At 65.8% G+C, this 13,834-nt stretch carries 9 protein-coding genes; 4 read left to right on the top strand and 5 right to left on the bottom strand.

The features are described from left to right. Nucleotides 1-73: 73 nt before the first annotated feature. Entirely contained in the window at nt 74-1,735 is a 1,662-nt protein-coding gene (locus CAL12_RS28645; protein WP_269768408.1) for a methyl-accepting chemotaxis protein, read from the top strand. Here CAL12_RS28645 and CAL12_RS22015 read toward each other — a convergent pair. The 4 genes from CAL12_RS22015 to CAL12_RS22000 all read right to left on the bottom strand — a co-directional run bounded on the left by CAL12_RS22015 (nt 1,726) and on the right by CAL12_RS22000 (nt 7,040). Beyond that, nucleotides 1,726-3,867, bottom strand: a complete 2,142-nt coding sequence (locus CAL12_RS22015) for a putative bifunctional diguanylate cyclase/phosphodiesterase (protein ID WP_086066567.1) — start codon at nt 3,865-3,867, stop codon at nt 1,726-1,728. The two genes, CAL12_RS28645 and CAL12_RS22015, sit on opposite strands and share 10 nt — an antisense overlap. Nucleotides 3,868-3,877: 10 nt before the next feature. Next, complete coding sequence (locus CAL12_RS22010; RefSeq protein ID WP_086066566.1) at nt 3,878-4,534, bottom strand: hypothetical protein; 657 nt, start codon at nt 4,532-4,534, stop codon at nt 3,878-3,880. Then, nucleotides 4,534-4,908 carry a response regulator gene (locus CAL12_RS22005; protein ID WP_086066565.1) on the bottom strand — a complete coding sequence of 125 codons (375 nt, stop codon included), beginning with the start codon at nt 4,906-4,908 and terminating at the stop codon, nt 4,534-4,536. The genes CAL12_RS22010 and CAL12_RS22005 overlap by 1 nt, the downstream gene beginning before the upstream one ends. Before the next feature lie 182 nt (nt 4,909-5,090). Beyond that, on the bottom strand, nt 5,091-7,040 hold the full coding sequence (locus tag CAL12_RS22000; RefSeq protein ID WP_086066564.1) for an LTA synthase family protein: 1,950 nt from the start codon (nt 7,038-7,040) through the stop codon (nt 5,091-5,093). A gap of 226 nt (nt 7,041-7,266) precedes the next feature. Here CAL12_RS22000 and CAL12_RS21995 point away from each other — a divergent pair, with 226 nt between their 5' ends. Beyond that, nucleotides 7,267-9,558: an AsmA family protein gene (locus CAL12_RS21995; RefSeq protein ID WP_086066563.1), complete on the top strand. Its 2,292-nt coding sequence runs from the start codon at nt 7,267-7,269 to the stop codon at nt 9,556-9,558. An 18-nt stretch (nt 9,559-9,576) separates the two neighbouring features. On the opposite strand, the gene CAL12_RS21990 is transcribed toward CAL12_RS21995, so the two are convergent. Continuing rightward, a complete protein-coding gene (locus tag CAL12_RS21990) occupies nt 9,577-11,172 on the bottom strand; it encodes a sensor domain-containing diguanylate cyclase (RefSeq protein WP_086066562.1) in 1,596 nt (531 codons plus the stop codon). A 286-nt stretch (nt 11,173-11,458) separates the two neighbouring features. Between CAL12_RS21990 and CAL12_RS21985 the strand changes: the two genes are divergently transcribed. Both CAL12_RS21985 and CAL12_RS21980 read left to right on the top strand, forming a co-directional pair. Further along, the gene (locus CAL12_RS21985) at nt 11,459-12,850 is read left to right on the top strand and encodes an HdeD family acid-resistance protein (RefSeq protein ID WP_086066561.1); all 1,392 of its coding nucleotides are present in this window, start codon (nt 11,459-11,461) and stop codon (nt 12,848-12,850) included. Then, entirely contained in the window at nt 12,847-13,833 is a 987-nt protein-coding gene (locus CAL12_RS21980) for an Lnb N-terminal periplasmic domain-containing protein (protein ID WP_086066560.1), read from the top strand. The genes CAL12_RS21985 and CAL12_RS21980 overlap by 4 nt, the downstream gene beginning before the upstream one ends. Nucleotide 13,834: the final 1 nt, after the last annotated feature.

Here is a 13,834-nt window from a genome sequence, read left to right as displayed (position 1 = left end):
GCTGGCTCGCCCGCGTACATGGTTAGGGAATTTGCTTCTACGGGTGGTGTAAATGCGGTTGAGGGATCAAAGCGTGGGAAGCCGGCTGGCGCTGGGCTTCGGAGTGGTGCTGGCCTTGCTGGTGGCCTTGGCGGTTCTGAGCATGGTCCGCATGCGGTCCGTGGACAGCAGCCTGAACATGATCAATGGCATCAACAGCGTAAAGCAGCGCTATGCCATCAATTTCCGCGGCAGCGTGCATGACCGTTCCATCGCCTTGCGCGACGTCGTGCTGCAGAATTCGCCCGCCGAGGTCGCCAAGGCGGTGCAGCACATCGAGGCGCTGGCGCGCGACTACGCGGAATCCGCGCGGCCCCTGGATCAGTTGTTCGCACGGGAAGTGGTGCTGCCCGAGGAAAAGTCGGCGCTGGCCAAGATCAAGGAATCCGAAACGCGCACCATGCCGCTGATCCAGCGCGTCATTGCCTTGAAGCAGTCGGGCAAGATCCAGGAAGCCACCGATCTGCTGCTGTCGCAGGCGGCGCCGGCCCTGGTGACCTGGCTGGCCGACATCAACCGGATGATCGACCTGGAGGAGAAGCTGAATCGGACCATCGCCATGCATGCGCAGGAAGTTTCTGGCCACTTCGAACTGGAAATGGCTGCGCTGTCGCTGTTCGCGGTGGTCCTGGGCGTGTGCGTGGCGGCCTGGTTCGTGCGCGGCCTGCTGCGCCAGTTAGGCGGGGAGCCTCGCGACGCCACTGAAATCGCCAACCGTATCGCGCAGGGCGATCTGAGCGTGCAGGTGCGCGTCAAGGACAACGACAGGACGAGCCTGCTGTTCGCGGTCAAGAGCATGCGCGACAACTTGTCCGGCATCGTCGGGCAGGTACGCGCGGGCACCGATACCGTGGCCGCCGCGGCGGCGCAGATTGCCGCGGGCAGCCAGGATCTGTCGTCGCGCACGGCGCAGCAGTCGGCCTCGCTGGAAAGTACGGTATCGTCGATCGAGCAGTTGACGGCCACCGTGTCGCAGAATTCCGACCATGCGCGCGAAGCCAACACGCTGGCGATGTCCGCATCGGAAATCGCGACGCGTGGCGGCGCGGTCGTGGGGCAGGTGATCGACACGATGGCGTCGATTTCCGAGTCGGCCCGCAAGATCGTCGATATCACCGGCATCATCGACAGCATCGCGTTCCAGACCAATATCCTGGCCTTGAATGCCGCCGTGGAAGCGGCGCGGGCCGGCGAGCAGGGACGCGGCTTCGCCGTCGTCGCGTCGGAAGTGCGCGCGCTGGCGCAGCGCAGCGCCGCGGCGGCCAAGGAGATCAAGGCCTTGATCGACGATTCGGCGCAGAAGGTGCGCAGCGGCAGCGAGTTGGCCACGCAGGCGGGTGTCACGATGGAAGAAGTGGTGACCAGCGTGCAGCACGTGACTTCGCTGGTCGGCGAGATAACCGGCGCGAGCGTGGAGCAGGCGCAGGGTATCGAGCAGGTGAACCGGACCATCATGCAGATGGACACGGTCACTCAGCAGAATGCGCAGTTGGTGGAGCAGGGCAGTTCGGCTGCCGCGGCCTTGCAGGAGCAGGCCTCGACCTTGTCGCAACTGGTCAGCGTCTTCCAGCTGCAGGCCACCGCGATGCGTTTACAGGAGAGCGCCGACGCGTCGCGCAGCGTGGCTATGCACAATGCGCCGCGCAGCCAGGCCTCGCACCCTGTGGCCTGGCAACACGAGGCACATCAGGCATAGAACTCGGCCGGCATGGGCTTGCCCAGGTAGTAGCCCTGGCCGAACTGGCAGCCGCGCTTCAGCAGGGCGTCCTGGTGCGCCTCGGTTTCCACGCCTTCGGCGACGATCTGTATGTTCAGGCTGGCGCCCAGGGCGATGATGGCTTCGACTATCGAGCTGGCGCCCGGGTTCTGCACGAAGGACTTGTCGATTTTCAGGGAGTCCACCGGGAAGCGCTGCAATTGCGTCAGGGATGCATAGCCCGTCCCGAAGTCGTCCAGGGCGATGCCCACCCCCGCCTGATGCAGGGTGCGCAAGGCGTCCTCCACCGCGTCGGCACCTTGCCCCAGGTAGACGCTTTCGGTGATCTCCAGCGTCAACTGGTCGGGGCGCAAGCCATATTGCGCGAGCATGGCCAGGATATGGCTGGACAGATCGGAACGATAGAACTGCGCGGCGGCGACGTTGACCGACACGCGCTTGAAGTCGAAACCCTTGCTCGTCCAGCGCCGCATCTGCTCGCAGGCATTGCGCAGGGCTTCGTCGCCCAACAGGGGCGCCAGCGTCTGGTCGTCGAAGGCGGCGTTGAAGTATGCCGGACCCAGGATGCCTTTCTCCGGCAGCGACCAGCGCATCAGCGCTTCGAACCCCGACAGCGTGTGCGTGCGCATGTCGTAGATGGGCTGGTAGTAAAGGATGAACTCCTTGCGTTCGATCCCGCGCCGTACGTCGCGCAGCAACTGGACGCGCTCTTCCAGGCGGTCGCGCATTTCGGGTTCGAACGCCACCGTACGGTCGCCGCCGGCCTTCTTCGCCTGATAGAGCGCGATATCCGTATTGCGCACGAGCTGGTCGGCGTCCCCGGCTTGCGCGGGCGCTTCGCACAGACCTATGCTGACCGAAGCGGACAGCGTCTGCTCGCTGTAGTAGATGGGTTGCTTGAGCTGCAGGCGCAACTGGTTCATCTGCTCGATCGCCTGCTCGATCGTGCCGTTGGGCGGCGCGATGACGGTGAATTCATTGCTGCCGACCCGCGCGGCAAAGGTGCCGACCGGAAAATACGCGGCGATGCGCTTGCCGACTTCGATCAGCAACTGATCGCCCGCATGGTGGCCGATCGTGTCGTTGATGTCCTTGAATCCGTCGATATCGATGGCGATCAGGACGATCGGCTCGAGCCGCGAAAAGTGCCTGCCGAGTTCCAGCAGGAAGGCGCCGCGGTTCGGCAGGCCGGTCAGCTTGTCGGTGTAGGCCAGCTCGTGGAAACGCTGCTGGGATTCGACCTCGTCGGTGATGTCCTCGACCAGTCCGTGGACGTGGACGACCTGGCCTTCCTGTGTTTCCGGCTCCGCCAGTACGTGGATCCAGCGCGAGGAACCGTCCAGCCGCCGTATGCGCCGCCGCGAATCGTAGCCTTGGCCGTCGCGCAGCAACCGGGCGAAGTCGTCGCGCGTGTCGATCAGCGCATCGCCGGGATAGAAGCGGCGCATCATGGTGTCCAGCGTGGGCTGGATGGTGGGATCCATGCCGTAGATCTCCAGCGCCTGTTCGCTCAGCGTCAACTGGCCGGTGATCACGTTGTATTCCCAGCCGCCCACCTTGGCCAGGCGGAAGGCGCGGGCCAGCAGCTGTTCGCGCCGCCTGGTATCGGCCAGGGCCTTGCGCCCACGCAAGGCTTCGCTTGCCATGGCGGCGAAGTCACGCAGGCGTTGTGCGTCGTCTTCGGAAAATGTCCGGTGATCGGTGTCGGCGATGCACAGCGCGCCGACGCGCGTGCCATCGGCCAGCGTCAGGGGCGCCGCGGCGAAAAACTGCACGGCCGGGATGGGGCCCGTGGCGGCGCCCCCGCAGACGGGGTCATGCGCGGCCAGCGAGGCCGCCGTCGCCGTGACGATGCCGGGCGAGCTCAGTACGGGGTAGCTCCACCGGGCGAGCAGCTCGGCGGTGCGCTGGCAGGCGCCGCTGGACCACAGGCTGACCGGGCTGGCGTCGCGCAGCCAGGTTACCGCAAACATCGAGACGCCAAAAAAAAAGCCGGTGAGCCGACAGAGCTCCTGCACGCCGGGCAGGTCCTCGCCTTCACGCAGACCCAGCACGCTCAAGGGAATGAGCGGCGCCCCGTGATCCGAGTTGATGTTGGGCCAGGCGTTCATGCCGGACACCTCAGGCGTTATCTGCCACCGGCAGGTTCAGCAGCCAGCCGCCGTCCTGCTTGACCAGCTCCCATCCGTAGAACGAGGCTATTTTTTTCGCGTCTTCCAGCGAGATGGGCGGGGCGCTTTCCGGCTGCAAGGTACGGGTGGTGGCATCCGGCGGCGCCGGCAGGGATCGGGCCGACAGTCCATGCGGTCCTTCCTGCTTGATATGCAGGACGCCGCGCTCCGGCAGTCCGTAGATCGCCAGGATCATCCACGCCATCAGCACGTAGCGGCTGGGGCGATGGGCGACCGGCGTCGCGTGGGGGAAGTCGTCGATCTGGACCTTCTTGCCCGACAGCAGCAGTTGCGAAAACGCCAGGCGCCGGCATTCCTGCAGGATGCCATGGACGTCCATGGCGGGGCTGTCGTCCTGGAACCAGTTGTTCAACAGGCGAATCGCCGCCACGCTGTCGTCCAGCATGTTGTCCAGGTCGCCGACGAACGGCGGCGGGTCGGTTTCCGCGATCGTACCCTTGGAAATGGCTTTTTCCAGCAGCACGATCGTGAGCTTGGCGTTGGACAGCGGTTTCAGCGCATCGTGGCGGAGTACCGGAAATACGTGCGCCAGGATCCTGAACTGGATGCCTTCCACCAGATGAAGGTCTTGATTGCCGGACCGCATTATGTCGTCGTTTCCCCAGGAGTACCCAGCAAGCGTTCCAGCACGGAAAGATCCAGCGGTTTTTCCAGCCAGGCGTCGAAATTGACCGCCTCCACCCGATCGTTGTTCCGCGGTAGTCCGCTCAGTGCAAGAATGCGGAGCGCTTTGCCGTAGGTGGCGCGCAGGCGGGCGGCCAGCTCGTAGCCATCCAGGTCGGGGAGCACGATGTCAGTGATGACGACGTCGGGGCGGCGCGCCGCGCAAGCGGTAATGGCCTCGCCGGCCGTGGCCGTGGTCTGTGCGCCATGGCCCAGCAGTTCGACGAATTCCGACAGCAGTTCCGAGGCCATCTCGTTATCGTCCACGATCAGGATCTGGAGGGTTTTGTCGGTCATTCTGGGGTTTTCTCCTGGCACGCGAGCGTTCTGTTTTGTCCGGTAGTGTGACACGTTTAACAAAGGCAACAGCCCGAACAGCAGGATAATGATACAGATAGCCGTTGAAGTTTCTATTTGTTTCTAATTTATCCGTTGCGGCTCAGACGCCTCCTGGATTCGTACTATTTTGCGGTGCCCATTCAGGCTCTTTCAAGGCCGCTGCGCAGCGATGGGGCTGTCCGGCTGGCGGAGCCGTGCAGGGCGGGCAAGGCGTAACGGCCTTCGCGATACGCCCAGCTGGGCCACAAGGCGTGGGCCAGGGCTTCGCGCGCGAGGCCGGGATCGACAGGCGCGGCTTCGTACGTTTCGGGCTGCCCATAGCGGTACTGCACCGGTGCCTTCTGCGGGCCAAGGACCAGCAGGCGATCGCCCTTCAGGTACCCGTAGTTGTCGCCGTACTGCATGATGGCGCGGCCCGGGTCGCCGTCCTGGAGGGCGCGCGTCAGGTCGCGGCCCAGCATGGGATGGCGGCTTTCGACGCCCATGAGCGACAACAGCGTAGGCGCCAGGTCGACCTGGCTGACGATGCGGTCGTCGCGGCGTGCCGCCACATCCGCGCCCAGGATGAGTGCCGGAATATGGAAGTGCCGTACCGGCACCAGGCTGGCGCCCGACACGCGCGAATCGTGGTCGGCGGCGATCAGGAAAACCGTGTTCTCCCAATACGCCGAATTCCTGGCCTGCTCGAAGAAGCGCCCCAAGGCCCAGTCGGCGTAGCGGACGGTATTTTCCACGGTGGCGGGATTGCCGTCCGGCTGGATGCGGCCGGTGGGATATTCCCAGGGCGTATGGTTGGACACCGTGAAGGCCAGCGTGAACGTGGGCTGGTCGCCGTCGCTGCTCAACAGCCGGTGCAACTGGTTGAACATGTCTTCGTCCGAGGCGCCCCAGGTGCCGACGAACTGCGGATCCACGAATTCGCCGCGGTCGACGATCTGGTTGAAACCGTTGCCCAGGAAGAAGCCCTTCATGTTGTCGAAGTGCGCCTCGCCGCCGTAGATGAAGCGCGAATGGTAGCCCTGCCGGCCCAGCAGATCCGCCAGCGTGAAGAAACCGCGTTGCGCATCGGGCAGCTTGACCACGGCCTGCGCCGGCGTCGGCATGAAGCCGGTGACGACCGCCTCCAGGCCGCGTACCGAGCGCGTGCCGGTGGCATAGGCCCGCGTGAAATTCCAGCCATCGCGTGCCAGCGCATCCAGGCATGGCGTCAGCGCCTGCCCGCCCAGGTTGGCCACATATTGGGCGCCCAGGCTTTCTTCCAGGATGATGACCAGGTTCAGGGGGCGCGCCCGGCGTTGCCCGGGCGTTTGCAGGTGCATGCTGGGATAGGCCGGGTCCGCCGGCGGCTGAGGGAGGCCGGCGGCCTGCAGCACCTGCGCGTGCATTTCTTCGTCCGGCATGTCGCCGTAGACGGCGGACGCCGATTTTTCGTTCTTCATGCTGTAGACGGCGTACAGCACACTATAGAGAGAGTTCAGCGGCAGCATGTTCAGCATGCCGTCGCCGCAGTAGGCCACCGTGGATGGATTGATGGGGCGATGTTGCAGCGTGCCCCGTATCGCCAGGATGCCGATGGCCAGGGCGGCCAGGCTGTACAGCGGCATCTGCCACCAGGCCAGGGCGGCGTCGGGGCGCGGCGAACCGAACATGGCGTGACCGGCCCACGCGGCCAGCGCAACCACCACCAGCCCGCCCACCAGCGGGCCCTTGAAGCCGCGCCACAACATGCCGGAGACCTCGCGCGGGTGCTTCAGGTATTCGATGAACAGGCGGTTGGGGCGGGCGTCGTATTCGAGTATGAAGGGCGGCGTGGCGACCTCCATGAATACCAGCAGCAGCCATGCCGCCTGGAACCAGACCGATGTGATGGCCGCCGCCGTCGGGAAATGACCCAGCCAGGGCGCGAAGACGGCAGGCGCGATCGCCAGCACGGAGACCTGGTGTGCGTCGATGCGCCAGCCCCCCAGCACGATGGGCCAGAGGCCGCCGGCATTGCGCACCCGCTCACGCTGCCAGGCCGCCAGCGCCAACCGGCTGACGGTCAGCATGATCAGCGCCGCGACGATAAAAACGAAACACAGTTGCCGCATGGGCTCTCCTGGCATGCGCGCGCGAGCCGCGCTGCCGTATGGTCTGACGGGGTCGGCCTCCTGGGAAGGCGGCCGGTTTGACCGGGGCGAACCCCGGGGCGCAATGTTAATGCGTATCGGGGCGCCGCGCCGTGGCGGGCCGGCCGATGCGGCCCGGCACGGAATATGCGCCGCGCCCGCCAAGGACGGGCATGTCCCACGACTGTCATCGAAGAAGGCGACAAGAATGGCGCGTAGAAACAAAATCCTTGCCGGTATTGCAGCCGCGTTAATTTTAATCCTGGCGGCCGTGGTCGTGTTCCTGGCGACGCTGGACGCAAACCGCTTCAAACCTTTTGTCGAGGAGAAGGCGACGGCCGCGCTGGGCCGGCAGGTGGCCATCAACGGCGATCTGCGGCTGGAATGGCGGCGGCCGGAAGACGAGCATGGCTGGCGGGCCTGGATACCCTGGGCACAACTGACCGCCGGCGACATCTCGGTCGCGAATACGGACTGGGGCAAGGCGCCCAAGTTCGCCACGCTGAAACAACTGCAATTCCAGGTGGGGCTGTTGCCCTTGCTGACGCATCGGGTGGCCTTGCGTCATATCCAGCTTGGCGAACCGGCGGTGAATCTGGAGCGTTTAGCCGACGGACGCGCGAATTGGGAGTTCCAACCGCAGCAGGATCAGGACAAGGATGCCGACAAGCAACCATCGGCCTGGACGCTGGACGTGCGCGAGATCGCCTTCGACAAGGGGACGGTGGCGTACCTGGACGCCACCCGCCAGGCGGATGTGCAGGTCGTGGTGGATCCGCTGGGCAAGCCCATCTCCATTGCCAATCTGGCGGGGGCCCAGATCGCCGGCGACCTGAGCGGACAGAAACGGGCTGCTGGCAAATCCGACGCGCAGCCGGCGCAAGCCGATGGCAAGGGCCAGGCCGCGCAGGGCGGGCAGGCTGGGCAATCCGGACAGTCGAACACAGCGGACCAGTCGGGGCAGCCAAGTGCGAACGATGCCTACGTCTTTGGCTGGCAGGCCAAGGGCAAGTACAAAGGCCTGCCCGTCGATGCGCAAGGCAAGGTGGGGGGCGTGCTGGCGCTGCAGGACAGCGACAAGCCCTTCCCGCTGGAGGTCAAGGCGGCGTTGGGTCACACCAAGGCGTCCGCCGTCGGCACCTTGACCAATCCCACCCATCTGGGCGCGCTGGACCTGCGCCTGACCCTGTCTGGCGCCAGCATGGCGGACTTGTATCCCCTGATCGGCGTGGCCTTGCCGGACACGCCGCCCTACAGCACCGACGGCCGTCTGGTGGGGCGCCTGAACGAACCCCAGGGCGCGGTCTATGAATACCGCGGCTTCAACGGCAAGGTCGGCGACAGCGATATCCATGGCGACCTGACGTTCACCGACAGCAAGCCGCGGCCACGGCTGCAAGGGCAGTTCACCTCCAACCTGCTGCGCTTCGCCGACCTGGGGCCGCTGGTGGGCGCCGATACCGGCAAGGGCAGCGGCGGCAAGGCGAACTCGGACAGCGCGAAGGTGGCGAAGGCCGAGCGTGCGTCGGGCCAGGCCACCGATAGCGGCAAGACGCCTTCTGACCAGCCGGCCGACAAGGCCTTGCCGGTCCAGGAATTCCGCACCGACCGCTGGAACGCCATGGACGCCGACGTCAGCCTGATGGCCAAGAGAATTGTCCAGACCGCCGACCTGCCCGTCACCGACCTGCAGGTGCGCGCGGTCATGCAGAACGGCGCGCTGGCGCTGACGCCCCTGCGTTTCGGCCTGGCGGGCGGCACGCTGGATGCCGATATCCACCTGGACGGTTCGAAGAAGCCGATGCCCGGTCGCGCGAAGATTTCCGCGCGGCGCCTGCAACTGCCCAAGTTGTTTCCCAAGGTGGAAAGCATGAAACGCAGCCTGGGCGAGTTGAATGGCGATGTCGCCTTGAGCGGCACCGGCAATTCGGTGGCGGCGTTGCTCGCCACCGCCAACGGAGAGACCAAGCTCCTGGTCAATGACGGCGTGATCAGCGCCAGCCTGATGGAACTGGCGGGGCTGAACGTGGGCAACTATATCGTCGCCAGGCTGTTCGGCGACCAGGAGGTGCCTATCAACTGCGCGGCGGCGGACGTCAAGGTGAAGGATGGCCTGGCGACCCCGGACCTGTTCGTGTTCGACACCGAGAACGCAGTGATCAATATCGACGGGTCGGTGAACTTCAAGACCGAAGCGATCGATCTGGATATCACGCCGCATAGCAAGGGCCTGCGCATCATCTCCCTGCGTTCGCCGCTGTATGTGGATGGCACGCTGAAGAATCCCAAGGCCGGCGTAAAGGTCGCGCCATTGCTGGCACGGGGCGCCGGCATGGTGGCCCTGGGCGCGGTGCTGACACCGGCGGCGGGCCTGCTGGCCCTGATCGTGCCGAGCAATTCGAGCGCCGAGAACCAGTGTTCGACCTTGTTGCACCAGATGCAGCAGCCGCCCAAGGCGCCGCCGCCGAAGCCGGCCGCGAAAGCCCGGCAGGGTCGATAGTCCCGCCCAGGCGTGTCGTCAGGCCGCCTGGCGCGCCGCGAAGCGAAAGCCTTCCGGTTCGGTCGGGGCGGCCACGCAGGTCAGGTTGCGGCCATGGTTCTTGGCTTGGTAGAGCGCTTTGTCAGCTTCCTTCAGCACGGCGTAAACATCTTTGCCGTGGTCGGGATAGCGCGATACGCCGATGGAGATGGTCACCTTGCCGCCCGTCGGATTGACCGTGTTCTCCATGGAGGCGCGCAAGCGTTCGGCGGCGCGCACGGCGTCGTCCAGCGAGGTGGCGGGCAGCAGCATGGTGAACTCTTCGCCGCCGGCGCGGCCCAGCACGTCGTTGCTGCGCGAGCCATGGCGCATCAGCGACGCCAACATGCGGATGACGTCGTCACCCATGTCATGCCCATGGCTGTCGTTGATTGCCTTGAAGTTATCGATGTCGATGACCGCCACGGCGAAGGGCAGGCCGGTGGCCGCGAATTCATCGAGCGCCCGCATCAGGCCGCGGCGGTTCAGCAGGGCGGTCAGCGCATCCGTGGTGGATTCGCGGCGCAGGCTGCGGATCTTGTGATTGATGCTGCCCAGCCCCGTCAGCAAGGCGCGTTTCAACTGCGCGGATTCGAAGTACCAGGACTTGACGCCGCGTATGCGGTCGGACGCGTCCAGTTCGTCCATTTGCTTGGCGGCACGGGCAAGTTGCCACAGGGGCTGGGCGATCAGCTTGGATAGCCAGCCGATGCCGAGCAGCAGGATCAGCATCAGCGGCAGGGAGTTGCGGATGGTCATCCACAGCAGGTCGTCCAGGCGCTGCAGCGTGCCTTCGACGGGCCGTTGGGCGATCAGGCCCCAGCCGGTGGACGGAACCACCGCATAGCCGGCCAGCATGTCGATGCCCTTGGTATTGATCAGGCGGCGCTCGCCAGAGTTGCCGCGCATGATGTCCGCCACCGCCGGATTCTTGGCGACCGATTCGCCGATGCGCCCCTTCTCCGGGTGATAGATCAGCTTGCCGGTACGATCGACCACGAACAGAAAGGATCCATCGCGGTAATAGTGTTCGCCCAGCAGGAAGTGCAGCGCGTTTTCTTCGTGCAGGTACAAGGTGCCGGCGATGAACCCCAGATAGCGGCCGCCGCGATCGAATATGGGTTGGGAAATCAGGATGACCCAGCGTCCCGTCACGCCGAGATAGGGTTCGCTGACCTGCGGCTGGCGGGAACGCAGGGCACGCTGTACGGGCTCGCTGTCGAGGCGGGCGCCGATCAGCGCGGACACCGGTGGGTCCACCGTCAGGATCAGGCCTGCGGCGTCGACGACGAGTACCGAATTGAAATGGTCGTTTTGCCGCATGAGCCGCCGGGTCTCCGCGGTGGCGCGGTCGGGGCCGGTCTCCATCTCGGCCAGCATGCCGGCGCTGTAGGCGAGCTCCTGGCCGACGGTCTTGATGAAGTTGTCGGTGGTGTTGGCCAGCTTGGCGGCGTAGGCGTGGTTGCCCTCCAGCGTGTTCGTGAGCAGGATTTCGCGCTGGACGCGATAGCTGGCGTAAAAGCTGTTGCCGAGCGCCAGCAGCACCGAACACAGGCACAGCCAAAGGATGAGACGGCGCAGGTCGATTCTGAACATTGGACGTACGGGCGACCCGCGGGGCTACTCAAGCATGGAATCGGAGGATCATACGCCGGGTCTAGTCCAAAGGCGGATGCTGGCACGGGGGCGAGATGTAACCGTGCTGATCAGCAGGCGATAGTGTCGCCTTGCCGCGACAAGGGGGCAGTCCATCGCCGTGTCCCCGGCAACGCGATGCCCGCCAGGCATTCCCGAACCGGCGCCGGGTTGGGCTCGTGATCCCGTCCAAATGCGATACTTGTCGTTCCGCGGCACTACGCCCTCGCATGGAGATCCCTGCCCCATGAGCCACCTGGTCCTGCTGCTGCTTGGTATCGACTATCTGCACAGGCGCGCCCGCGCGCTGGCCATTTGCGGCTTGCTGATGCTGGTGGCAGGCGCGGTGATCTTCATCGACGCGCTCGACGGGGTACTCTACTTTCCCCTGGATTTCTTCGCCGCGCTGCTGGTGATCGAAGGCATCGCGACGCTTTCCATCGCCAAGTCGGGTGTCGGCGGCCAGCGGGTGCTGCGCTATACCAAGGGCGTTTTCGTGCTGATGGCCGGCACGCTGGTGCTGGCGGGCCAGCACCACGGCAACTTCGTGCTGTCGATGATGTTCGGCCTGCTGTTCCTGGTAGATGGCCTGATCCAGTGCATCGCCGCCCACGTCGTGCGCTATCCGCGTTGGCGGGTGGTGTTCGCGTCCGGGGTGGCCGAGGTGCTGCTGGCAATCTTCTTTTTCCAGCCTTATCCCACCCACTACGCCGGCACGGTGCCGTACTGCGTCGGCCTGTTCCTGGCGATATCGGGCCTGAAGCTGCTGTGGCTCGCGCGCCGCGTGCGCAACCTGGACGCCAATCCGGCGCTGGCCAGCAATCCCGATCCGTCCTTCATGCCTACGCGCGTCGACGGCCCGTCGCGGAAAGTGTTCGACGGCCCGCCGCTGCCCAGCGAGCGCGCCTTGACCGTGCACGTGTGGACGCCGTCGGGCTCGGCCAAGACCGAGACGCGCCATTATCCGGTGGTCAACCGCTATATCGCGGCGGTGGGTGTCAATGGCGTGGTCTCCACCGGCCATGCCGCGCTGGAGTCGCCCGAGGGCATATACATCAGCCTGTACCCGGCGGAGGAAATCGACCACTCGCCCGAGCAGTTCGGCGCGCTGCTGCGCGCCACCGCGGACAACGACGTGCCGGGCATCTACCAGCCCGACTACGCCACCGAGTCCAAGGCCTGGTGTCCGTCGACCGCGCAGGTGCGCATCCGCAACTACGATGCGGCGAAGCTGCGGGCGTTCTGGGATGACTACCGCAACGTCGAGATCTATAACCTGACGCACCGCAACTGCTCCAGTTCGGTGTCGGCCGCGTTGGAAGCGGCGCTGGACGGCGTGGTCGGCCGCCTGCATGGTCCGGAGGCGGGCTGGGGCGTGCTGTGGCGCCTGCTGCTGACGCCGGAGCTGTGGGTGGCGGCGCAGATACGCAAGCGCGCCTTGACCATGGCGTGGACGCCCGGCCTGACGCTGGACTACGCGCGCGCGCTCAGCATGTTGGCCGATCCGCGGCCGTTCGGTTGGTGGAAGGTGTCGCAGGCGGCGCTGCGCCAGATGGCGGCACTGCGCGCCGCCTGGCGTCGCCAGGATCGCGAGGCGGTCGCCCGCAACGCCCAGACCCACACCCAGACCCAGTCATGACGGCCCTGGCCGCGGCCGCGATGGTGGCCGGCGGCGTATGGGGCGCGCTGGCGCTGTGGTTCCAGTCGCCCCTGGCCGGGCGCCTGCGCCTGCTGCCGCCACTGGCGTGGCTGGGAATGATGGTCGCCGCGCTGGCGGGGCTGGCGAACGGGCGCCCGTGGGGCGCGGCGCTGTTCGGCGCCATGCTGGCCGGACTGCTGGCCTGGTGGTTCCTGGGTTTGCGGCCGTCCAACGCGCGCGACTGGATGCCAGAGGTGGCCTGCATCACCCACGGCTCGGTCGATGGCGATATCCTGACCTTGCACAATGTGCGCAACTTCGACTGGCGCAGCGCGACCGATTTCGACGCGCGCTGGGAAACCCGCCGCTACGACTTGACGAAACTGGCGTCGGTGGACTTGGCGCTCTCCTATTGGGGCCGGCCCGCGATCGCGCATGCGCTGGTCTCGTTCGGCTTCACGGACGGCCAGTACCTGGTGTTTTCGGTGGAAATCCGCCGCAAGCGCGGCGATACGTTTTCCGAGATCGGCGGGCTCTTCCGCCAGTACGAACTTTCGGTGCTGGCCTCGACCGAGGAAGACAGCCTGCGGGTGCGTACCAACGTGCGCGGCGAAGACGGCTACCTCTACCGGGTCCACATGCCGGCCGGCGCGCCGCGCAAGCTGCTGCTGTCATACGTGGACACGGCCACGCGCCTGCGGGAGCATCCGCGCTTCTACAACACGCTGTCGGCCAACTGCATCACGATCGCGTACCGCCTTGCCGACAGGATCGTGTCCGGGCTGCCCTTGGACTACCGGTTGCTGCTGTCGGGGTATCTGCCGGAATACCTGTATCGGATCGGTGCGTTGTCGGGGGCGGACAGCGTCCAGGCCTATCGCGCCGCTGGCCGCTACACCGACCGGGCGCGGGCGACGTGGGATCCGGCGGAGTATTCGCGCAATATCCGGCGCGGGGTGCCGGGGATTGGGGGCGAGGGCTAGG

It is taken from the genome of Bordetella genomosp. 8 (genome assembly GCF_002119685.1).
GTDB lineage: Bacteria > Pseudomonadota > Gammaproteobacteria > Burkholderiales > Burkholderiaceae_B > Bordetella_C.
The sequence above is the reverse complement of the archived record's forward strand: the minus strand, read 5'-3'. Positions and strand labels throughout refer to the sequence as shown.